The organism is Bacteroidota bacterium, from assembly GCA_039821555.1.
Taxonomy (GTDB): domain Bacteria; phylum Bacteroidota; class Rhodothermia; order Rhodothermales; family Rubricoccaceae; genus JBCBEX01.
This window is the reverse complement of sequence record JBCBNX010000005.1, coordinates 13608-34969: the sequence shown is the minus strand read 5'-3', so window position 1 is coordinate 34969 and position 21362 is coordinate 13608. Positions and strand designations below refer to the sequence as shown.

Below are 21362 nucleotides of genomic sequence, written 5' to 3'. Positions count from 1 at the left end.
CAGCCGGTACGCAGACGCTGCGGTGGGCCGCGGCTGGTCTGGCGAGCGGGGTGTACCTGGTGCGTGTGCAGTCGGCGGGGGGTGTGGCGACGCGCACGGTGACGCTGTCGCAGTAGCTCTGTCGTGCATGGAGTCTGTCGTGCATGGAGGTGGCGCAATAGGAGCCGGGACTGGTAGGTTGGCCACCTTCATCCGCCTCCCGCCGCTATGTCTATCGACCCGCTTCATCCGGCCACGCGCGCCGCGCACGCTGGCCTGGCTGTCGATCCCGAGACGCGCGCCGTCGTCCCGCCCATCCATCTCGCGACGACGTTTGAGCGCGCGCCCGACGGCAGCTACCCGGCAGGCTACCAGTACAGCCGCTCAGCGAACCCCAACCGGGCTACGCTCGAAGCTGCGCTGGCTGACCTCGAAGGCGGCGACCTAGACGACGAGATCGCGTGCGTCGCCTTCCCGTCGGGCATGGCGGCCATCTTCGCGGTGCTCCAGACGCTCGCGCCCGGCGACCACGTCGTCGCGCCGCGGGATGCGTACTACAACGTGGCGCTGCTCCTGCGCGATCACTTCGCGCGGTGGGGCGTCGCTGTGTCGTTTGCTGACATGACCGCCCCGCATGAGGTCGCGTCGGCGATGACGCCTGCCACCAAGCTCGTCTGGATCGAAACGCCGTCGAACCCGCTGCTCGACATCACCGACATCGAAAAGGTGGCGACGGTGGCGCACGGCGGCGGTGCGCTCGTGGCCTGCGACAACACCTGGGCGACGCCGCTCCTCCAGCGCCCGCTCGCGCTCGGCGCCGACCTGGTGGTGCACGCGACCACGAAGTACCTCGCCGGGCACTCCGACGTGACGGGTGGCGCGGTGGTCGTGCGCGGCCAAACCGACACCGTCGAGCGGTTGCAGACGGTGCAGCGCGTGGCAGGGGTCGTCCCGGCTCCGCTCGACTGCTGGCTCGTGGCGCGCGGGCTGCGGACGCTCGCCGTGCGGATGCGCGCCCATGTCGAGAACGCCCTCGCCCTCGCGCATTTTCTGGATGTGCACCCGTCGGTGGAGCGCGTGCACTATCCCGGACTTCCCAACGACCCTGGACACGCGACTGCGGCGAAGCAGATGGACGACTTCGGGGGCATGCTCTCGTTCGTGGTGCGGGGCGGCGAAGCGAAAGCCCGCGCAGTGGCGAACGGGTTGCAGCTGTTCACGCAGGCGACGAGCCTCGGGGGGCCCGAGAGCCTCGTTGAGCACCGCGCCTCGGTAGAGGGGCCTGCGTCGCTCGCGCCGCCGGGACTTCTTCGCGTCTCTGTCGGTCTGGAGCACCCCGATGACCTCATCGCCGACCTCAGCCGCGTGCTGGACCCGTGACCGGCGCGTCCGGCTATCCGTTCTTCTCTTCGTCGAAGAACGCCTCGATGAGCGCTGCGCTGGCCTCGGCTTGCTCGGCGGGCCACCAGTGACCGCAGTCGGGGAAGACGTGCACGCGGCCCGACGCGGTCTGCGTCGCACCGAAGCGATCGGCGTATCGAACGGGGATGTAGGGATCGTGCGCGCCCCAGAGCACCAGCGTCGGCACCTGCGCCGTGAGCGCAAGCAGGCGTGGCTCCCACGCCGCGTAGACCGAGGGATCGGCGGCACGATAGAGCCGCAGCACCATCCGTTTCGCAGCGGACGTGACGTGGCGGTAGCTCGCCGCGATGTGTGCGTCCGACAGCCCCGGTCCACCTCGGCGTAGCTCGCGGCGGAAGAGCCAGCGGTTCATCCCGAGCAGGCTGAGTTCGCCGAGAAGCGGGGTCCGCCAGAGGCGCGCCCAGGCGTGCCAGCGGTAGTCGCCGTGGAAGGGACAGCCGCCGACCACGAGTCGCCGGACGCGCTCCGGGTGCGTGATCGCCCAAGCGAGTCCGAAGAGGCCGCCGAGGTCGTGCGCGACGAGGTCCACCGGCCCGTCGAGGCCAATCTCGTCCAGCAACTGGTCCACGAATCGGGCGAGCCCAGCGAGCGACGGGTCGAAGTCAACGGGTACGCCTGAGCGTCCGAAGCCGGGAAGGTCCGGCGCAAGGCAGCGGCGTCGCGGGGCCAAGTGGTCCAGGATGCCGTCCCATAGGTCTGCCGAGTCCGGGTTGCCGTGCAGCAGCAGCACCGGCGGCGCGACGCCCGCTCCGCGGTCGGCCACGTAGATCGAGGCACCAACATGGTCGAGGGTCATGGGTCGGGGGTGGCAGGTCACAGTTCAAAAACGAGACATGCTACGTCCATACGTTCACACCGGCACACGTTCGCTCCTTGCAAAGTCGGATCCCGCGCGCGGCGGTCGCGTGCCATGGTGCCCTCACTGCTTGCACCTCACCCTCTCGCTCCACAGCATGGCTGGTCACAACAAATGGTCGAAGATCAAGCGGCAAAAGGCCGCCACCGACGCCAAGAAGTCGAAGGCCTGGGCGCGCATCACGCGTGACATCATGGTCGCGGCCCGCGAGGGCGGCGGCGACGCTGGCATGAACCCGAAACTCGCGCTCGCCATCGACAAGGCGAAGGCGGAGAACATGCCGAAGGACAACGTCGAGCGCGCCATCAAGCGGGGCACAGGCGAGATCGCCGGGGCTGACTATGAGGAGATGACCTACGAGGGCTACGGCCCGCATGGCATCGCCGTCTACGTGGAGACGCTCACGGACAACACCAACCGCACCGTCTCGGAGGTGCGCCACGCCTTCAGCAAGGCCGGTGGCAACCTCGGCACGTCGGGCTCGGTCGCGTTCCAGTTCGACCGCAAAGGCATCCTCGAAGTCCCCGCCGAGGGCAACGAGGAGGAGGACCTGTTCCTGCTCGTGGCCGACGCGGGCGCGGAGGACCTCCGCCGCGAGGACGACGTGTTCGTGGTCACGACGCCGCCCGAGGAGTTCGCCGCCGTCCGCGACGCGCTCGAAGCCGAGGGCCTCGCCCCGACCGACGACTCCGGCCTACAGATGATCGCCTCGACTACGACCAAGCTCGCGCCCGACGAGGCCGCGAAGGTGCTCAAGCTCCTCGACCGCCTCGAAGACCTCGACGACGTCCAGGCCGTCTACTCGACCCTCGACATGGACGACGAGACGATGGCAGCGTTGGCCTGATCCGGGTAGAACGAAGCCGTGAGCCTTACGATGTGTTGCGTATTTCGTGCTGCGTGTTCAAGGCAGCCGATACGCAACACGCAACACGAAACAGACATGATCGTCCTCGGCCCATGATTGTCTTAGGAGTGGACCCTGGCACGCGGCATACGGGCTACGGCGTCGTGGAGATCGTCGGGCAGAAGGAGCGCATCCTCGACTACGGCGCGATCGACCTCTCGCCGAAGATGGCGCACGCGCAGCGGCTCAGCGTGATCTACGCGCGCCTCACCGAGGTCATCGAGGCGACGCTGCCAGACGAGTGTGCCGTCGAGATGCCCGTCTACGGGCAAAACGCCCAGTCGATGCTCAAGCTCGGGCGCGCGCAGGCGGCCGTGATGCTCGCCGCGATGCACCGCGAGTTGCCGGTCACGCAGTACACTCCGAAGGAAGTCAAGAAGTCGGTCACGGGCAACGGCAACGCGACCAAACAGCAGGTGTGGTACATGGTGAAGAGCCTCCTCGCGCTCACCGAGTCGCGGGGCCTCGACGCCTCCGACGCGCTCGCTGTCGCGCTCTGCCACGGCCACCGCGTCCACCAGGGCCCGACGGGCAAGTTCAAGAACTGGAAGAGCTTCGTCGAGGCCAACCAGGACCGCATTATCGAATAGCGAGCCCCGATAATGCAGCGCGGCGGCGAGACCGAAGCCCTGCCGCCGCATAGTCAGACGAGCCGCCGCATAGTCAGACGAGAGGGTAGCGTTACTCGGTAAACCGTGACGTCCCTGGTGCCGCAAAGTCGCGGCTGGCCGCGTCGGCCACGATGACGTAGTCCTCCGACGAGGCGCACGCTTCAAAGGTCTGCGTGCCGGTCCCGGTGCCGAGATCCGTCGAGGCCCCGGTGGCAGGGTCGAAGCACCAGAGCTGGGCGGTGTCGTCGGCGAGGACGCCCAAGTCGAGCGTGATGGCGCGCTCATCCGGGGCATAGGCGACCAGCGAGGAGCCGTCGTTGGCAACCGAGATCACCGCATAGCCCATGTCGAGGTCGCCGCGCCCGCCGCGGAGCGCCGATTCCGGCTCGAACTCATAGTCGGGTATCAGCCGCGCGAAGGGGCGCGAGCGCATGAGGCTCGCCAGGTGCGTCATCGAGCGGGCGCCGGGCGCGTCGAGCGCGTCCTCCCAGCCGTCGCCGAAAAACCAGATCGGGCTGTTGCCATAGAAATGCCCGAACGCGCCGCCGAGGATGCTGATGTAGGCCTGGTAGCGCAGCTCCCGCGGCGTCACGTCGAACTCGCCCTCGTAGTAGCCTTCGAAGAAGACGAACGGGAGGCGGTCGTCGCGGAAGTAGTCGTTGATGACGGCCTCCGGGACTTCCTGCGGCGGGTAGCGGTACGTCGTGTTCATGTCGAGGCCGAGGTAGCCATAGACGTCGAGGCCGCTCTCTTGGCCGCCGTGTCCGGTCCAAAGCTGCGAGGCGCCAGCGTCCCGGATGCCACCTTTGAGCGCGTCGTATTCGGCGACGAGGTCGAATGGGCCGGTCGGTCCCCAGTCGCCACCGGCGGCCCACACGATGTTGGGCTGCGTGCGGTAGCGGGCACCGAGAAAGGTGCCATAGGTGCGTAGGTTGTCTGGCCCGTTGGCGTCGATGCCGCTGCCCCAGCCGTCGTTGCCCTGCTGCCAGCCAGCGTAGGCGGGAAAGGCGAAAACGACGATGCCGCGCGCCTCGGCGTAGGCGAGGAAGTCATCGACCAGCGTCCAGTAGGCCTCGTTGGGATCGGTGAAGTCCAGCTCGACGCCGTCGACCGTCGAGTTGAAGGGCGGGTCGCCGTAGACGTTGGTATGCGGCGGCGTCTGGTTCGAGAACGCCGCCTCGATGAGGTTGACGTAGACCGCGTTGACGCCGCGTGCCTCGCGGTCGTCGAGGTAGCGAACCATTTCCTCACGGGTGAGGTTGGCGATGGCCGACCAGGCGGCGTCGCCGCTGAGGAAGACGGGCGTCCCGCTAGCGTCCGCGAGGTACCGCCCGTCGACGAGCTGCAGGGGATAGCGGAGGTCGGTGGGCCCGACGGGTGTGGGCGTCAGCGGGGTGGTGTCGTCGGAGCTGCGGAGGAAGTCGCAGCCGGCTAGCCAGGGCGCGGCGACGAGCGCAAGGAGGAACGCCCCGGCGAGGATACGCCAGGAGCGACGCGGGTGGAGCATGGGAGGGGTCGAGAGAGGGGCGAGGCGCCGTGGGTAGAGCAACGGTGGCGGCAGAAGGACCGCACCGCGCTCCCAGGGTAGGGATTGGCGCCCCATTCTGTCGCGCCCCTGCACCAATTCCTCTGCGCTGAATGCGTTTAGAGCATATAGACAGCGCTCGCGTATCGGAAGCGTGTCGCTGCATAGGGCTAAACTGCGAAGCCGACAGACTTCGGCTAGGGCGTGTGGACATTGATCGGGTCAGGTGCTCACGAGACGCCGTTTGCGTCTCCGAAAGGCGCACGAGGAGCGCGATCCTGTAGGATCGGGGGACGAGTGGAACGCAGCGGAGGCCGAACGGAGGCCATGAGCGCCGATCAGACCGATTGTCCACACGCCCTAGGCCAGCCTCGGGGTTCTCTGCACAGCACTGGCCGTCCTCATGGCCGCGCGCTTGGGGGCGGAGCTACTCGTGGGAGCCCTACTCGTAGAAGATGCCGCGTTCCTCGTCGCGGACCCGCACCACATCGGCAACCTCGCCGCGGTCCAATGTTCTGTTGCTCATCATGTGAACGAGCTGCGCGATCTGGCGGTCTTTCTCCGGCGCCTGGTTCCACTCTGGGTGGGCCTGCTCCACGAGCGACACGAGGATGCGAAGGTAGGGGAAGCGCTCTTCCTTCGAGCCGAGCGTGGCAATCGACTCGGCAAAGAGCTGAGCGTTGCGTCCAACCTGGCGGTCCAGAATCTTGCGGTCGGTGACCATGGCAATAGGAGCAGGAGGGAAGGAGGAGGGCGGGTGTGCCTGCGCCTATACCGAGGACCCTGTGTAGGGTTCTCCCTGAGTAGGCCGAGTTGAACGATTTCAGAAACGAGATGGTTCTGCCCGACTCGCCCTTGGGTGTCTAGCCCCGAACCTAGGTGCACCTCGCCCGTAGATTGCGGCTGGTTTTACTTCTCCGTTCCTCGACTCCGCCCTACGGCCTGCGCAGATGCCCAACCGAGTCCCCTACCGGCTCGACGAACTGCCCGTAGTGCTGCCGTACTACCGCGCGGCGCGCGCGGCGTCTCATCTGGACAAGGGCGATCTCGTCTACTACGGCCCCATGCCGCCCTTCTACGGCGTCGGCGAGGTCGTCGGTGAGGTAGACGGTTTCGTCGTGGTCGACTTCCGGGGAACGGGCCTCTTCGGCGTGCACGAGGAAACGCTCAACCCGGCCTACGTGCAGCCGATTCCGAGCGAGCACCTCGCGCGGATCTAGCGCCCATCGTCACGTGGCCCCGCGGTGGGTAGGCCGCACCCGGCAGAGTGAGACGAGCCGGTCGGGCAGCGTTGGGGCAGACTCGTGCTGGTACGCCACGAGCGTATGCACGCACAAGATCAGGCCCTTGCATTCCGTCCGGCCAGGGTGACACGCGTTGGCGTGTTGTTTGGATAGACGACAGACGTCATTGATCCCAACCGCACCCGCCGAACTCATGCGCCGCCTTGGTCTCTTGCTCTTCGCCTGGATCTTCGTGCTCACGTTTGTGGCGTGTCAGCCTGTAGGGGACGGTGCTGGAGTGCCGACGGAAGACGCGGCCGAGGAGGTGGCAACGCCGAGCCTCCGCGTGAGCGTCGTGGACGGAGTCGGCGGCTACGTGGAGGACTTTGAGGACCGTGCCCGGGTCGAGGCTGTGTGGCACGCACTGGCCGATGGCCAGGCCGAGACGCGGGTGTATGCGCAGCCCGGCGGCATGCAGGCGGCATCGCAGTACCACCTCACCGTCGAGGCGACGCGCCCCGCTGCGCCTGGCCCCACCGATGTGGCGGGCACCGTTGCGCGCCTCACGTCTTCCGTCGCGGGCTTCGATGCGCGGGCCTTCGAAGGGGTACGCCTCGCGCTGCGGGGCACGCCGGGGACCTACATCGTCCAGCTCGGCTCGGCGCGCGTGGACGATCACGACCATTTCAACGCCTACGTCACGCTGACTACCGCCGAGTGGACCCGATTCGACGTTCCCTTCAGCCAGTTCAGGCAGGAGGGCTACGGCCAGCCCTTGGAATGGACGGGGGCCGACCTCGTCCACCTCGCCCTCTTCGCCAACCGAGGTGGCACGACGACGTTCGAGGTGGACGACGTGCTGTTCTTCTGAGGCCGGGACGTAGGTTCTGGGCGACAATTAGGAAAAAAACCGCGTCGACTAGGTAGGGTTGAAACGTCGAGGGTAAAGGACTTGATGCGCCGTGACGCACAGCGGCGCAGTGGCGTCCTCGCGCGGGACGTGCCCGGACCAAGCGTGCCAGTCCCATCGGACACGCAAGGCACGAGCTGATCCTGGCATGACGCGGGAAACCTACTGCGCCCCGAAGGGACACGCTCCCCTTCGCATTTGCACCTCCTCTCTTTCCTCTCTCCTACCCATGCGGATCTCTCTACGCTTGGCGGCGCTGTGCGCGCTGCTCATCCCCGGTCTTGCGCTCGCGCAGACTGCCCAGGTTCAGGTCATCCACAACAGCCCGGATCCCGGCGCCGAAGTGGTCGACGTCTACATCAACGGCGACCTCGCCATCAACGACTTCGTCTTCCGTACCGCCACGCCGTTCCTCGACCTGCCTGCGGGCGTCGAGTTGCTGATCGACGTGGCGCCGGGCACCTCGGCCAGCGCCGAGGAGACGCTCGGCACTTTCCCGTTCATGCTCGAAGAGGGCGTCAACTACCGCCTCATCGCCACCGGGGTCCTAGACCCGACCGCGTTCTCGATGAACCCGGACGAGGTCCCGACGGCCTTCACGCTGCTCGCGGAGGCTGAGGCCGCCACGACGGTCGAGGAGGGCTCGGTCGGCTTCTCGATCAACCACGGTTCCCCTGACGCGCCGACGGTCGACATCGAGGCGCGCGGCGTGACGACGCTCGTCACGGCGGCCTTCACTGACATCTCGGGCCTCATCACGGTCCCCGAAGCTGACTACATCATCGACGTCAAGCCAGCCGGTGTCGATTTCGTGGTGGCGTCGTTCAAAGCGCCGTTCAACGGTCAGGGCGGCGGCGCAGGCATCGTGCTCGCCTCGGGCTTCCTGACGCCGGAAGACGACCAGGATGGGGCAGCCTTCGGCCTCCTCGCCGTCACGCCGACGGGGCGCACCGAGTTGCTTCAGGCGGCTTCTGGAGCGACCGCGCCGGTGCAGATCATCCACAACAGCCCGGACCCTGCGGCTGAAGTGGTCGACATCTACCTCGACGGTGAACTGGCCGTGGACGACCTCCCGTTCCGCCGCGCCACGCCGTACCTCCCGCTGCCCGCCGAGACGGCCATCGAGGTCGCGGTTGCGCCGGGCAACTCGGAGAGCGTCGAAGAGGCGCTCGACACGTTCCCGCTCGTCCTCGACGCGGGCGTCAACTACCAGGTGATCGCCGCGGGCGTCCTCGACCCGGACGCCTTCTCGATGAACCCGGACGAGGTCTCGACGGCCTTCACGCTGCTCATCAACACGCCGTCCCGCATGATGGCCTCGGACCCGTCGCTCGTCGAGTTCGCCGTCGTGCACGGCTCGCCGGACGCGCCGACCGTCGACGTGATCGCCCGCGACGTGGCGACGCTCGCCACGGTGACGTTCCAGGACATCACCGGCTACGTCGGTGTGGCGCCGGACGCCTACACGATCGACATCGCCCCGGCGGGCGGTGCGCCGATCGCGTCGTTCGCGGCTGACCTGAGCGGGGCTGGTGGGGCCGCCTTCACGATCCTCGCCTCGGGCTTCCTCTCGCCAGACGACGACCAGGATGGCGCGGGCTTCGGCCTGCTTGCGGTGCTGCCGAACGGCCGCGCTGCGCTGCTCCCGGCCACGGATCTGCCCGAAGGCGTCCGCGCAGGCACGGCGGGCGCCGAGGCGCTCCCGACCGCGCTCACGCTCGACGGTGCCTACCCCAACCCGTTCGCCACGAACGCGCGCATCGGCTTCGGCCTGCCCGCCGACGCCGAGGTGACCGTGCGCGTCTACGACGTGCTCGGCCGCGAGGTGATGGCGGTGCAGCGCTCGGTGATGGCTGGCGCCGCGCAGGGCGTCGAGATCGAAGCGTCGGCGCTGGCGTCCGGGACCTACGTCTACCAGGTCGAGGCCCGCATGGCCGCCGACGTGCAGACGCAGACGGGCCGGATGACCGTCGTCAAGTGACCGACATCAAGCAAACTGCTGAGCGCGCAGACCCGTAAGTCTGCTTTCACTCAGTGACGAGGGCCGAGGCACATGGTTGCCTCGGCCCTCGTTGTGGTACGGCGTGTCTGCACCAAGGCTCAAAGGGAACGCCGCGCGGTCTGACGGCTACCGAGACGGCTCCCTTGTCCTCAGCCTTGCGCTCCCGCTGCTATGTCGGATTCCCTCGTCGTCTGTCGCCTCGGCCGCGTGGGCTACCGCGACGCCTGGGACCTACAGCGGCGCGTGCAGGCGCGGCTCATTGCGGCAAAGCGGGCGGGCAAGGCGGACGGCCTGCCGCACGTCGTCCTGGTGGTCGAGCACCCGCCGGTCTACACGCTCGGCAAGAACGGCGACGCGGCGCACCTCCTGCGCTCCGAAGCGGCCCTCGCCAAAGTCGGGGCGACGTTCGTCCCGACCGACCGCGGCGGCGACATCACGTTCCACGGGCCAGGCCAACTCGTCGCCTACCCGATCCTCGACCTCGACCGCATCGCCTACGCCGACGGCAAGCGTGGCTCGGACATCCACCGCTACCTCCGCGAACTCGAAGAGGCCATCATCGAGACGTGTGCTAGCTACGGCCTCGACGCTGGGCGGGTGGACGGCCGCACGGGCGTCTGGATTGGCCCCGACGGTCGCGGTCCCGAGCGCAAGGTGTGCGCGATGGGCATCCGGTGCAGCCGCTGGGTGACCATGCACGGCCTCGCGCTCAACGTGGCCACCGACCTCGGCTGGTTCGATCACATCGTGCCGTGCGGCATCGCCGACCGCGGCGTGACGTCGCTTGCCGAGGAGACGGGGCAGCCTGTCTCGCTCGCGGAGGCTGCGGACCGTCTGCTTCCTCGTCTCGCTGATCGGTTCGGTCTCACGCGCGTCGAGTATCAGGACGAGGCCGCCCACGCCTGGCTCCATGCCTTCGCTGCGCCGCTCGAACCAGCGTAGCACCGACGGTTGCTACTCTCGCTCGGTCTGCTGCGCGGGATAGAACCGCACACAGCGCTCGGGCGAGATGCCGAGGCACCACGCGCTCCAGAGCACGCTGTTGCGAAGTTGCTGTCCGACGTGTCCATAGCGTTCGAAGCGCCGCGCCGACGTTTGTACCGGGGTGTCCAGCAAGACGAAGCGGCCCTGACGCCGGAGCGCCTTCACGAAGTCGAGGTCTTCGAAGATGGGCTGCGCCGGGATGCCGCCGATGGCGTCGAACGTGGCGCGGCGCGTGAACGGGGCGCGGTCGCCGAAGGCGAAGCGCCACCACTGCATCACGGTCCGGGACGACCAGAGGCGCAGCCACACACTGTCGCGGTCGAAGGTCGTACGGAAGCAGCCGCCGGCCACGGCCGGGTCCGCGAGGGTCGCACGGGCCAGCGCGAGGGCGCGCGGGTGGAGCGCGGTGTCAGCGTGAAGGAAGAGCAGCGCCGCGCCCGAGGCAGCCGCCGCGCCCGCGTTCATCTGCGAGGCCCGGCCTCGGGGAGCCCGCACTACCGCCGCGCCGTGCGCCTCCGCTACCCCTCGCGTGTCGTCCGTCGAGCCCCCGTCGGCTACGATCACCTCCACGGGGCCGGTCTGCTGGGCCACGCTGGCCAGCGTCGCAGGCAGTGTCGCTTCCTCGTCCAACGCAGGGATGATGATCGAGAATAGCGATGGTTGATTGATGATTTTCGATCTTTGATTGGTCATGTCAAATCATAAATCCAAAATCGTCCAATCTTAAGTCCTACAGTTCTTGCTCCAGCTTCAGCGCGGCTTCCACGAGATCGTCTTTGAGCTTGGTGAGTGTGTCGTGCTGGGCGATGTACTGTTCGAGCGCGTCCTTCAGCGAGGCATCGCGGCGGACGGTGGTGCGCCGCTCGCGCGTGGACGGGTCTACGATCCGCTCGATGGCGGCGATGGTGTTGGCGGGGGCCAGGGCCTCGCGGAGCAGCGTGTGGTCCACCAGCGAAGCCTGCGCGTCGTCGATGCGGTAGCGCACCCGCACCACGGCCTCGTCGAGGTGGGCGAGCTTGATGCGGCCGAGCAGGTAGGCCGTCGGATCGGCCTGCGCAGTTGGGGTGCCAGCGGGGCTGTCAGCGTCTGTGAAGTTGGCGTCGACGGAGACGAAGCGGCGCGCGGGCGTGTCTACGAACTCGTACGTCGTGCGCTTGCCGTTGCGACCCGCCTCGTCCTGCTCGATGGTGATGAGCACGAAGCCCTTGTCCGAGTCGGCCTCCTTGAACGAGATCCGTTCGATGGACGACGAGTAGACGACCGGAGGCCCCTCGCCCGTGGACGACGCGTCGAGGTTGCGGTCCTGGTACTTGTGGATGTGCCCGAGCGCCACATAGTCGAGGCGCAGGTCGCCGAGGTCGCCGACGGAGAACTTGGGCTCGTGGGCGATGAGGCTCGCTCGCTCGGAGCCGCCCAGTTCGGAGCCGTGGACGCTGAAGTGGCCCGCGAGCACCGCCGGGAGCGTCGGGTCGAGCTTGCTGCACGCGTCGCCGATGTAGCGCAGGTAGACGTCCTCGATCAGCTCGCGGATCTCGGTCGGCGACTTCTTGCGGTACTGGTCCTTCGCCAGGATGAGCGAGCGGATCGGCCACGGTAGCGCGACCAGCTGCAGCGGCCCCGACTTCGTCTCGATGACCGTGTCGCCCGCGAACGTCGTTGGACGCCGGACGATTGTGACGTCGCCCTGGAGGTAGGAGAAGATGTCCACCGCTGAGGCCTTGCCGTGGCTCACGGGGTGGTCGTGGTTGCCGATCACCATCACGATCGGGATGCCCGCGTCCGAGATTGGCTTGAGGCACTCGGCGAAGAGCTTCTGCTGCGTCGGCGTGGGGTCGGCGGTGCGGTAGGCATCGCCGCAGAAGAGGAACAGGTCAATGTCCTCGGCGAGGGCGCGCTCGACCATGGCGTCGAAGCAGCGCGCGAAGTCGAGCAGGCGCGAGTTGAGGCCCGTCTCGGGGTCGATGCGCCCGTGGGTTTCGTAGCCGAGGTGAATGTCGGCGCAGTGGAGGAGCTTCATGCCGTCAAGATAGCGCGATGCCCCACGCGGCGGCGGCCGTGGGGGGTCGGTCTAGTGGGAGGTCGTCGAACCGTCCGAGGGGGTCCAGACCTGCTCGGCGGCGTCCATGCGGATGACCACCCACACGTGCGGCAGCGTCAGCGCGGCGATGAGCACGAGGTAGAGGCCGATGAACTCGTCCACCGTCGTTGGGCGCTCGGGCACGATCCAGTAGAGGCCCGCGAGAAAGACTAGGGCGAGCGCGGTCGTGGGGATGGCGTGCACCGCAAACGTCGTCGCCGAGGCGAGCCACCCGTGCCGCGGCGCCTGCGGAGCCGCCGTGGTGACCGCGGCAAGTCGGACGACGTGCCGGAGCGCGTGCCACAGGCAGAAGTAGACCCCGACCGCCAGCAGCGGGTGCACCGTCACGAAGAACGCAGTCAGCAGCGCGACTTCCGCAGCATCCAGCACCCAGGCCTGCCGGTGCGTTCGTCCTGCTGCTCGGAATCCGGCGGCAAGGTAGCCAAGCACGATCAACCCGTAGGCGAGCGCCCCTGCCAGTAGGACCGGCCGGGGCAGCATGGCCGGAAGGCCTGTGTCCTCCGCGATCACGCCCGCGACGGCGTCGGCCACCGCGAGGTAGACCTCAGGAAACGCCAGGAGTGGTACGAACATCGGCAGTGCCCCACGCACAACGAGGGCCCAGACGCGCTGCCAGCGATGCGCGAGATGCCCGCCGCCGGTGAGGGTGAGCAGGCTGTGCACGTCGCCCTGTCCCCAGTGTGCCCACGTCAGTGCGATAAACGACACGAATGCCACGACCGGCATCGCAAACCACACCGCCAGGTACGCCAGGCCGATGGCGAGGTACGGTGTGAGCACGCGCAGCAGCGGTCCTGCCCGGAACGGCGCACCCCGGAGACGCAGCAGCACCACGTGGTCTACAGCCCCGTGTGGTAGCCCGAGCAGGACGACGCTCAGCAAGAAGGGCAGGTAAATCCACAGGCCGTCAGGCTCAACGCCGACGAGGACCAGCGCTGTCAGTAGCGCAACGCTGCCCCATCCGACGAGGACAGCAGGGTGGAGACGGGGCATGTCAGAGGCGGTGAAACAGGTTTCCGAAACCTACCACCGCCTCCGTCACTCATGCCGTCAAAGGCTCCGCGCGGCTGGCAGAGCCCGCGTCGCCGATGCGCTGCGTCGAGCTTCGGTGGACGGGCCTCGCGTCCAGAAGCGATGGCACCTTCCAGGTGTGCAGCATCAGCAGGAGACCTTGCACGACGAGGATGTTGGTGACAAGGAAGAACAGCGCTTCTTCGATGGGCAGCCCGAAGAGGGCAAGCCCCGTCGTGTATGTCTCCGAGATATGCCAGATGCCTAGCGCCAACGCGATCCAGTCAGCTACCCAGAGGTAGAGGGTCGGCACGGCGACGGCAAGCGCAGCGAGGCGGCGGAAACGCCAGAGGTGGTGCCCGCCGTAAGCCCACTGGAAGGCAATCACGGGGGCGGCCCAGACAAGGATGAGCGCGAGGTAGCGCGTCGAATCCTCCGCGAGCAGGAAGAGGCCCCACACGGAAGCAGCGAGCCAGAGGGCGACACCTGCCCAGCGAGCAGCCCGCGAGGGGGCTTCGAGGAAGGTCGCGGTGGTCCAGCCGGTACCGGGGGCCTCGCGCCACAACAGGCGGAAGAGCCACAGGCCGGTCAGGAGCGGCTGGAGAATGAAAAAGAGGTATTCCTCAATGGGAACGTGGCCGACCGTGCCTAGCACGCGACCAGGACCATAGCCCCACACCTGCGTCTCCACGAGGTAGTTGTCCCACGGGGTCGTGTAGACGAAGGCGATGGTGGTGATGGTGAGGAGCGACACGCCTGCCTTCATCGCGTCGCGAGCGGCGACGCGGGGGCCCACGACCTTCAACATGAGGATCGCTGGCAGCGTGAACGCAAAGTGGAATTGGAGGTAGGTCATCGCGAGCGAGGCTTAGAAGGTCACGGGCGCGTGCCTGGGCGCGCGTGGCGCGCGTACCCATAGGCGAGGCCCATCGCTGCGCCGATGAAGGCAAAGAAGCCCCACGACTCGCGGATTCCGGTCCACAGTTCGGGACCGTTGTGGAAGACCGAGGCGAATGCCCCGAAGAACACACCAAAGGCTGCACCCGCGGCGGTGCCAATGCAGAGCGCGAGGAGCAAGGTGGTCAAGAGAGGCCGCTCGGTCGATTTAGCCATGAGCACATTCGACATCGTTTCGTCCGGAGGAGCAGAGCGGGAGTGAGCGCCCTGCAGGTGGGTGAGACCTGGCATAGGCCGTGTCCCAAGACGGGGGACAGCGGAGACAGGACAGCCGCATGGGGAGGCTCTGGCGGCGAGCCTCCCCACGCGGTGTCGGTGACAGCGGCGCCCTGGAGGCGCCACAGGCAGTTACGCCGCAGCGCGCTGTGCCACCATGGTTTCGCCGACCACGTAGCCTTCGTCGTCAGACTTGGCACGTGCGATGGCATAGATCATGAGGCCGTAGCCTGCCTTGGCAGCCACGTCAGCGATGCTGTAGCCAACCTGGATGGCGATTTCCGCACCAGCACCAGAGATGCCGAGGAACGGAGCCATGTAGACGATCGGGTAGAAGCCCCACGTCGCCAGCAGGAGCAGGCGAATGTTGCTGAACAGCTTCTGGACCCGGGCCGACTGCCGATCCATCGCCGAGCCCAGCTCCGACCAGAGGACGTAGAGGATGTAGGCGAACGGAACCGACGAGAGGAAGCCCCAGAGCGCACGCGTGCCATTGGCGTCGTCCGGTGCGATCTCACCTGGGTAGCCCAGGCCAATCATGAACACGGCCGCAATGGAGAGGCGCGTGATGAGCGAGCCGCTCTTCTCTTTCGGCAGCGCGAGCACGAGCACGAGCTCCACCACGAGAAGCGGCACCGTGAGGAGCCAGTCCACGTAGCGGTAGGCGTCGTTAAACGGCTTGCCGCTCGCGTTGTACATCTGGGTAGCCTGGTCGAGCGCGTAGGCGCCCTGCCAGCTGCCGAGGATGCGGATGTAGTGGTAGGCCGCGATCCCGACCACAAGCGCTGAGACGATCAGCGAGATGCGGTACTTGGGAGCCACACGGCCCTGAGCCACGAGGAGAAACACGAACGTCGCCAGCATGGACGCGATCGTGAAGGAAAACATGTTGAACGCGAGGCTGTACTGCCCGGCGGTCAAACTAGGTAGGTCGAACATGGGAACCCTGCCTGTGTGTGAGGTGATGTGATGAGCAGCGCACAAAGCGCTTCCGAGCAGGCTCTCGGTAGGCGGTCGTAAGAGAGAAGGGCCGTCTAGGAGGAAGTGCCGGGAGCGCAGGGCACGCTCAGCGTGGTGGGGCAACCAGCAAGGAAATGCGAACGCTGGTACAGCACCGTGCCATAAAAACAATACGAGGGTTACGCCGGGATTTCCAAACAACCGGCCGATTTTTCTGACCCGACTACAACCGCATGAACGGTCAAAACGTCCATACGGAGTCCGTTGGTCGATTTCGGCCGTAGCCTTCACAAAAATTCTCTTCTCGCGGCCTCCAATGTGCTCTGCCCAGTGGGAGCAGCAGACCGTGCTCAGTGGGAGCAGCAGACCGTTCCTCAAGCACCAGCGGTTCCTCAGGCACCAGCGGTGCGACGGGTGGAAGGCAAGACGCTCCAGGCGACGGGCCCAGAGAGGGAAAAGTGGTCCGGCCTTCCCCAGGCTCACCCCCGGCAGGTGGTGCCTGTCTGGGCGCCAAAGTATCCGTCGGTCCATGACGCATTCACCGACAGCGAACGGTGAGGTCCCGCCCCAACGCCTGCCTGCCCCAACGTCTGAAGGTGCCGTAAGGATCTGGCTCGTTGCCTTGAGCGGTCTATGCCTTGAGCGATCCACGCGAGGCGATCTGCTGGACTCGCCATGACCCTGCAGGTGTGGGAGTCAGGCAAGTGGCTGCGCGCACTTTGAATACACAGCGAAGCGTTCGGCGGTTGCGAACCCGCTAAGGCGCGTGCAGTCCGAGGGTTGCACAGGTGCGCCGGGCCGCATTGGCTGGTTAAGCCAGCGTAAAGCCCGAAGCTGCGAGCTTTGTCAAGTCCACCGGGCAGCGTACATTTTTGTACCTCTCTCCGCCATTTCTCGGGTCTGCATGGCCGCCACCACTACGTTCGGAGCCCGCCTTTCTCGGGTCCCGCTTCTGGTCTTCTCCCTCCTGCTCGTCCTCCTGGGCGCGGCCGACCGCGCGGCTGCCCAGCCGTTCGAGGAGCGCGTCGTAGACATCGGCAACGTGGGGCTGACGGTCACCAACGCGGGCTACGTCGGCAACAACAACGTCCGCAACGCGCCCTCCGGCGCGCCCTCGTTCGAGTACCCGCTCGACTCCGGCATCGAGCACCTCTTCGAGGCGGGGCTGTGGGTTGGCGCAGTGCGGCCAGACGGTACCATCTCGGTGCGCACGGGCTCCATTGCCTCCGGCGGGGGCTACTCGCCCGGCGCGGGCGGCTTCGAGTTCGTGCAGGCCGAGCCCTTCCAGGAGCGCTCCACGCTGCTCGGCTCGCCCGCCTTCTCGCCGCTCGCGGTCAGCCAGCAGGACTTCCTCACGGCCTACGCCGACACCTTTGCCGTCATCCCCGGCACCTCCACGCCGACGCCAGACCCCCAGGGCAGCCTTGGCATCGTCGTGCGCCAGCGCTCCTATGCCTACAGCTTCCCCTTCGCCGAGGCCTTCGTGGTGATGGAGTTCGAGGTCGAAAACGTCTCTGGCGGCCCGCTCGACTCGGTCTACGTCGGCATCTGGGAGGACCTCGTCGTCCGCAACGTGTTCACGACGCAGGAGGGTGGCGGCGACTTCTTCAACAAGAACGGCCGCGGTGTGCTCGGCTACCCAACCGTCGGCGAGGACGGGGCCGTCTCCTACACCCCCGACGACACGCTTTTCGTCTCCTACGCCTACAACCTCGGCGGCGACGAAGAGAGCCTCAACACCTACGGCTCCGTCAGTTTCCTCGGCGCGACCTGGGACGACGCCGGTGCTGAGCGCTTCTTCCACCCGTTCGTGGCCGACGAGTACGTGGCCGACGGCCTCTCCGTCCCGCTCGTCCACACGCGCTACTGGAAGTTCGCCGACGCCAACCCCACGCTGGCGCGCCCCGGCAGCGACGACGACCGCTACTTCCGCATGGCGACGCCGCTCCCGCTCAGCCAGCCCATTCCTGGCCAGGAGGGACAGGGCTCGCTCGCCGACCGGCTATCGTCCGACGGCCTCGTGTCGCAAGGCAACTGGATCGGCCTCTACAGCATCGGCCCGTTCCCGCGTCTCGAAGCGGGCGAGTCGCTCACGGCGACGTTCGCCTGGGTGGCGGCCCTCAAGCCGGACCGCTTCCAGGACCTCGGCGGGCGCCGCCTCGACACGGAAGAGACGCGTGCGTTCCTACGCACGAACGCCTTCTTCGCCCAGCGCACCTTCGCTGGCGAAGACGCCAACTACAACGGGCGCCTCGACACCGGCGAAGACCTCAACGGCAACGGCACGCTCGACCGCTACCTCATCCCCGAGCCGCCGCCCGGCCCAAACGTGCGCGTCGAGGTCGAGTCTGGCCGCGCGATCCTCTACTGGGACGACTTCGCCGAGAACGCCATCGACCCAGTGAGCGGGCGCGCTGACTTCGAGGGCTACCGCGTCTACCGCTCGGACCCGGGCGATGACGCCGCGGGCAACATCATCGGCGAGGCTGGCCTCATCGCGCAGTACGACGAGGCGGGCAACCGCGTCGGCTTCAACAACGGGTTCCAGGACATTCGCCTCCAGGACCCCGTCACCTTTCCCGGCGACGACAACGTTTACCGCTACCGCTTCGTAGCGGAGGGGCTGCTCAACGGCTGGCAGTATGCGTTCTCCGTGACCGCCTTCGACCAGGGCGACCCCGACGTGGGGCTGGAGCCGCTAGAGTCGAGCCGGACGCTCGGCGCGGTGCGCGTCTTCCCCGGCACCTCGGCCGTCGAGGACCCCAGCGCTGAGGGGCTGCCCAACAACGGCGAAGTGGGCGTCTACCCGAACCCGTTCCGCCTCGAAGCCGCCTGGGACGGTGAACTCGCCACCCAGCGCAAGCTCTACTTCTTCAACCTGCCGCCGCGCGCCGCCATCCGCATCTACACGATGGCCGGCGAGATCGTCACCGAACTCAACCACGACGCCGCGACCTACCGCGGCGACATCCGGTGGTACGACACCTTCAGCGCCGACAACCGCGTCGTGGCCAGCGGCGAGCACGCCTGGGACGTCCTCTCCGAGAACAACCTCCGCCTGGCCTCCGGGCTCTACTTCTTCTCCGTCCAGGACGAAGACACCGGCGACGTCCAGACCGGCAAGTTCGTGATTATCCGATAACCAGAGTGACAAGAATCAAGTGGCAGGTCTCACGAGACACCGTGTCTCCGCCCTTGCCACGTGTCCCTTGCCACTTGCCCACTCAACCCATCCAACCATGCGACTTCTTGCTACGCTCGCGCTTGCGTTCGTGCTCGGTCTGCCTGCGGCCTCGGCCCAGCAGGTTTGCTCCGGCACCGAAGGCACCGACTTCCAGCGCGTCACCCTTCTCGACGTCAACACCCTGCCCGACGGGAGCCTCGCCGCGCTCAACGGGGGTGGGGCGAACCTCGAAACCAGCCAGATCCAAGACCTGCTCGCGAACGACCTCGTCGGCGAGACGATCGAGTTCACGGCGGTCATCCTGAGCGACCCCAAGCTCTCGGGCCTCGCCAGCACCAACGATGCTGGCATCCCGAACCGCGTGCACTACTTCGTCCGTGACGTGACGGCGTTCGACGAGGGCCCGCAGGGCTACGGTGCGCAGATCGTCGACAACACCGGCTCCGGCCTCTCGGCGCAGTTCTTCGTGGGCGACATCGTCACCATCTGCGGCGTTGTCGCTCCGTTCACGGGCACCGGCGGCTACTCGATGCAGATCAACCCAGTCGACGCCAACGCCATCCAACTCACTGACGACGACCCGATCGCGCTCGGCGACCCGCGCCTCGCACCCATCGGCATCTCCATCGGCGACCTCCACACCACGGTGGCGGGTGCCCCGGCGGGTGCCGAGACCCAGATCAACTGGAACAACTACACGGCCTTCGTCGGCAACTACGTCCGCATGGAGGGCATCCAGATCGTGCAGGGCGTCCCGGACGCCAACCGCCCCGACGTGCTCTTCGCAGGCGCAAGCGGCGACGCGCCGTTCATCAACCAGTACGACGTCTCCGTGTGCTACCGCAACGACCGCCAGGCAGACTACTTCCCGGCGGGCACCACGCCGGAGTGTGTCACCGACGGTCCGTTCAACGTCCCGGCGACCGGCTTCGCCAACCTGCAGGGCTTCCTGATCTATCAGGGTGACGACGGCGCGTTCGACTATGCCACCCCCGACGCGGCCAACTTCGTGATCAACCCGATCCTCCCCGAGGACCTCGAGATCACCGGTGCACCGCCGACCATCAACTTCTTCACGGCAGGTCCGGAAGGCATCCTCTCGCCCGCCGACGCCTTCCCCGTGGAAGTCACCGCGCAGGCCAACGGTGGCGCGACCATCGCGGCCGTCGTGGTCAACTACGGCAGCCCGAGCGGTGGCGGCGCCGTTGTCCTCGAAGACGGCGACGGTGACGGCACGTTCACGGGCGAGATCCCCGCGTTCGCGGCCTCCGGCGAGTTCGTGAACCTCACCTACACGGTGACTGATTCCAACGGCCTCAACGCCTTTGCCGCGACGTCCTACCGCGTCTTCGACGGCCCGCTCACCTCGATCACGCAGATCCAGGAGACGGCCAACGGCGGCGAGGGCGACAGCCCCGTCGGCGACATCGAAGCCGTGGCGATGAACATTGTCGCCATCGTCAACGACGACTTTGTGGACAACGACGGCAACCGCACGCTGATTCTGCAGGAAGACCCGAACTTCGGCCAGTTCACGGGTATTGCCGCCTTCGTCGACATCGCTGCGGCGGTACAGGTCGGTGACGAGATCACGATCACCGAGGCGAACATCAATGAGAACTTCGGCTTCACGCGCCTCGAAAGCCTCACCTACTCGGTGACCAACGCAGGGGCCGGGGCCTACGGCTACTTCACGATCCCGACGGGCTCCATCGCCAATCCGGACGATGCCGAGAAGTTCGAGAGCATGCTCCTCCGTTTTGAGAACATCACGGTCACGGACAACAACCTCGGCTTCGGGGAGTGGTCCTTCACGACGGGCTCAGACGCCGAGGCGCTGCGCGTCGACGACCTCGCCGAGGCCTTCGAGCAGAGCTACGCCACCGACAACCTCGCCAACGGTGACCAGCTGGAGTTCATCCAGGGCTTCCTCTACTACAGCTTCGGCAACTTCAAGCTCATCCCGACCGACGCCGCGGACGTGGGCATGCCCGTCGCCGGCGAGGACGACCTCCTGCAGGGAAGCGGCCTCATCGAGGCCTACCCGAACCCGACCACCGACGCCGCGACGTTCGTCTACACGCTCGACGCCGCCACCGACGTGCAGCTCGCCGTCTACGACGTGACGGGCCGCCGCGTGGCGCTCCTCGTGGACGCCGTCCAGACGGGCGAGCAGCGCGTGCGCTTCGACGCGAGCGACCTCGCGCCGGGCGTCTATGTCTACCGCCTCGCTGCGGCGGACCGCGTCGAGACGGGTAAGCTCATCCTCGCACGCTAAGCCCCGCAGGCTGACGCCTGCTCCCGAACCCCTCCCGCGCGGTCTCTGACCGGACCGCGCGGGTCTTTTCGCTTCCCTTCGCTCGCCTTCCTGCGTTCCGTGCGCTACTCCTCATCTGCTTCGGCCGCTCGGCAGCCTGATGGCTCCCCCCGCTTGACGCACCTGAACGGTGGTCAAGTTGTCCCCCTCACGGGTGAGGGGGACAGTCCGAAGAGCAACCAAAGGGAGTCGATGAGGAC

At 67.1% G+C, this 21362-nt stretch carries 18 protein-coding genes; 9 read left to right on the top strand and 9 right to left on the bottom strand.

Annotated features, from left to right (window positions below; translation table 11 throughout):
• Positions 1–207 precede the first annotated feature (207 nt).
• Positions 208–1359 carry a PLP-dependent aspartate aminotransferase family protein gene (locus AAFU51_07745; GenBank protein ID MEO1571148.1) on the top strand — a complete coding sequence of 384 codons (1152 nt, stop codon included), beginning with the start codon at positions 208–210 and terminating at the stop codon, positions 1357–1359.
• Positions 1360–1372: 13 nt separating this feature from the next.
• Here the strand turns inward: AAFU51_07745 and AAFU51_07740 are convergent, their stop codons facing one another.
• Positions 1373–2197 (bottom strand): alpha/beta hydrolase, encoded by an 825-nt coding sequence (locus tag AAFU51_07740; protein ID MEO1571147.1) that lies wholly within the window; start codon positions 2195–2197, stop codon positions 1373–1375.
• A gap of 157 nt (positions 2198–2354) precedes the next feature.
• On the opposite strand from AAFU51_07740, the gene AAFU51_07735 reads away from it, so the two are divergent.
• Positions 2355–3104 carry a YebC/PmpR family DNA-binding transcriptional regulator gene (locus AAFU51_07735; protein MEO1571146.1) on the top strand — a complete coding sequence of 250 codons (750 nt, stop codon included), beginning with the start codon at positions 2355–2357 and terminating at the stop codon, positions 3102–3104.
• Positions 3105–3217: 113 nt separating this feature from the next.
• Entirely contained in the window at positions 3218–3754 is a 537-nt protein-coding gene (gene ruvC, locus AAFU51_07730; protein MEO1571145.1) for a crossover junction endodeoxyribonuclease RuvC, read from the top strand.
• A gap of 91 nt (positions 3755–3845) precedes the next feature.
• On the opposite strand, the gene AAFU51_07725 is transcribed toward ruvC, so the two are convergent.
• Both AAFU51_07725 and AAFU51_07720 read right to left on the bottom strand, forming a co-directional pair.
• Positions 3846–5282: a DUF4038 domain-containing protein gene (locus tag AAFU51_07725; GenBank protein ID MEO1571144.1), complete on the bottom strand. Its 1437-nt coding sequence runs from the start codon at positions 5280–5282 to the stop codon at positions 3846–3848.
• 460 nt (positions 5283–5742) lie between these two features.
• A complete protein-coding gene (locus AAFU51_07720; protein MEO1571143.1) occupies positions 5743–6024 on the bottom strand; it encodes a DUF4290 domain-containing protein in 282 nt (93 codons plus the stop codon).
• 226 nt (positions 6025–6250) lie between these two features.
• Here AAFU51_07720 and AAFU51_07715 point away from each other — a divergent pair, with 226 nt between their 5' ends.
• The 4 genes from AAFU51_07715 (at position 6251) to lipB (ending at position 10377) form a co-directional block, all read left to right on the top strand.
• Positions 6251–6520: a hypothetical protein gene (locus AAFU51_07715; protein MEO1571142.1), complete on the top strand. Its 270-nt coding sequence runs from the start codon at positions 6251–6253 to the stop codon at positions 6518–6520.
• Positions 6521–6737: 217 nt separating this feature from the next.
• Positions 6738–7394: a CIA30 family protein gene (locus tag AAFU51_07710; GenBank protein MEO1571141.1), complete on the top strand. Its 657-nt coding sequence runs from the start codon at positions 6738–6740 to the stop codon at positions 7392–7394.
• Positions 7395–7662: 268 nt separating this feature from the next.
• A complete protein-coding gene (locus AAFU51_07705; GenBank protein ID MEO1571140.1) occupies positions 7663–9414 on the top strand; it encodes a DUF4397 domain-containing protein in 1752 nt (583 codons plus the stop codon).
• 192 nt (positions 9415–9606) lie between these two features.
• Complete coding sequence (gene lipB, locus AAFU51_07700) at positions 9607–10377, top strand: lipoyl(octanoyl) transferase LipB (protein ID MEO1571139.1); 771 nt, start codon at positions 9607–9609, stop codon at positions 10375–10377.
• A 12-nt stretch (positions 10378–10389) separates the two neighbouring features.
• On the opposite strand, the gene AAFU51_07695 is transcribed toward lipB, so the two are convergent.
• From AAFU51_07695 to AAFU51_07670, 6 genes are all read right to left on the bottom strand, one after another.
• Positions 10390–11112, bottom strand: coding sequence for a TIGR04283 family arsenosugar biosynthesis glycosyltransferase (locus AAFU51_07695; protein MEO1571138.1), 723 nt, complete (start codon positions 11110–11112; stop codon positions 10390–10392).
• Between the two features lie 37 nt (positions 11113–11149).
• Positions 11150–12436 carry an exonuclease SbcCD subunit D gene (locus tag AAFU51_07690; protein ID MEO1571137.1) on the bottom strand — a complete coding sequence of 429 codons (1287 nt, stop codon included), beginning with the start codon at positions 12434–12436 and terminating at the stop codon, positions 11150–11152.
• Between the two features lie 51 nt (positions 12437–12487).
• Complete coding sequence (locus AAFU51_07685) at positions 12488–13510, bottom strand: Brp/Blh family beta-carotene 15,15'-dioxygenase (GenBank protein ID MEO1571136.1); 1023 nt, start codon at positions 13508–13510, stop codon at positions 12488–12490.
• 49 nt (positions 13511–13559) lie between these two features.
• Positions 13560–14384, bottom strand: a complete 825-nt coding sequence (locus tag AAFU51_07680; GenBank protein ID MEO1571135.1) for a lycopene cyclase domain-containing protein — start codon at positions 14382–14384, stop codon at positions 13560–13562.
• A 20-nt stretch (positions 14385–14404) separates the two neighbouring features.
• A complete protein-coding gene (locus tag AAFU51_07675; GenBank protein ID MEO1571134.1) occupies positions 14405–14614 on the bottom strand; it encodes a hypothetical protein in 210 nt (69 codons plus the stop codon).
• A 219-nt stretch (positions 14615–14833) separates the two neighbouring features.
• On the bottom strand, positions 14834–15640 hold the full coding sequence (locus AAFU51_07670; GenBank protein MEO1571133.1) for a bacteriorhodopsin-like: 807 nt from the start codon (positions 15638–15640) through the stop codon (positions 14834–14836).
• Between the two features lie 925 nt (positions 15641–16565).
• On the opposite strand from AAFU51_07670, the gene AAFU51_07665 reads away from it, so the two are divergent.
• The gene (locus AAFU51_07665) at positions 16566–18803 is read left to right on the top strand and encodes a hypothetical protein (protein ID MEO1571132.1); all 2238 of its coding nucleotides are present in this window, start codon (positions 16566–16568) and stop codon (positions 18801–18803) included.
• Positions 18804–18900: 97 nt separating this feature from the next.
• Positions 18901–21123, top strand: coding sequence for a T9SS type A sorting domain-containing protein (locus tag AAFU51_07660; GenBank protein MEO1571131.1), 2223 nt, complete (start codon positions 18901–18903; stop codon positions 21121–21123).
• Positions 21124–21362 lie beyond the last annotated feature (239 nt).

Excerpts from the sequence above, each read along its gene's own strand:
- AAFU51_07690 (MEO1571137.1), bottom strand. The coding sequence starts at position 12,436 with ATGAAGCTCCTCCACTGCGCCGACATTCACCTCGGCTACGAAACCCAC.
- AAFU51_07745 (MEO1571148.1), top strand. The coding sequence starts at position 208 with ATGTCTATCGACCCGCTTCATCCGGCCACGCGCGCCGCGCACGCTGGC.
- AAFU51_07725 (MEO1571144.1), bottom strand. The coding sequence starts at position 5,282 with ATGCTCCACCCGCGTCGCTCCTGGCGTATCCTCGCCGGGGCGTTCCTC.
- lipB (MEO1571139.1), top strand. The coding sequence starts at position 9,607 with ATGTCGGATTCCCTCGTCGTCTGTCGCCTCGGCCGCGTGGGCTACCGC.
- AAFU51_07720 (MEO1571143.1), bottom strand. The coding sequence starts at position 6,024 with ATGGTCACCGACCGCAAGATTCTGGACCGCCAGGTTGGACGCAACGCT.
- AAFU51_07695 (MEO1571138.1), bottom strand. The coding sequence starts at position 11,112 with ATGACCAATCAAAGATCGAAAATCATCAATCAACCATCGCTATTCTCG.
- AAFU51_07660 (MEO1571131.1), top strand. The coding sequence starts at position 18,901 with ATGCGACTTCTTGCTACGCTCGCGCTTGCGTTCGTGCTCGGTCTGCCT.
- AAFU51_07710 (MEO1571141.1), top strand. The coding sequence starts at position 6,738 with ATGCGCCGCCTTGGTCTCTTGCTCTTCGCCTGGATCTTCGTGCTCACG.
- AAFU51_07670 (MEO1571133.1), bottom strand. The coding sequence starts at position 15,640 with ATGTTCGACCTACCTAGTTTGACCGCCGGGCAGTACAGCCTCGCGTTC.
- AAFU51_07685 (MEO1571136.1), bottom strand. The coding sequence starts at position 13,510 with ATGCCCCGTCTCCACCCTGCTGTCCTCGTCGGATGGGGCAGCGTTGCG.
- AAFU51_07740 (MEO1571147.1), bottom strand. The coding sequence starts at position 2,197 with ATGACCCTCGACCATGTTGGTGCCTCGATCTACGTGGCCGACCGCGGA.
- ruvC (MEO1571145.1), top strand. The coding sequence starts at position 3,218 with ATGATTGTCTTAGGAGTGGACCCTGGCACGCGGCATACGGGCTACGGC.
- AAFU51_07680 (MEO1571135.1), bottom strand. The coding sequence starts at position 14,384 with ATGACCTACCTCCAATTCCACTTTGCGTTCACGCTGCCAGCGATCCTC.
- AAFU51_07735 (MEO1571146.1), top strand. The coding sequence starts at position 2,355 with ATGGCTGGTCACAACAAATGGTCGAAGATCAAGCGGCAAAAGGCCGCC.
- AAFU51_07665 (MEO1571132.1), top strand. The coding sequence starts at position 16,566 with ATGGCCGCCACCACTACGTTCGGAGCCCGCCTTTCTCGGGTCCCGCTT.
- AAFU51_07705 (MEO1571140.1), top strand. The coding sequence starts at position 7,663 with ATGCGGATCTCTCTACGCTTGGCGGCGCTGTGCGCGCTGCTCATCCCC.
- AAFU51_07715 (MEO1571142.1), top strand. The coding sequence starts at position 6,251 with ATGCCCAACCGAGTCCCCTACCGGCTCGACGAACTGCCCGTAGTGCTG.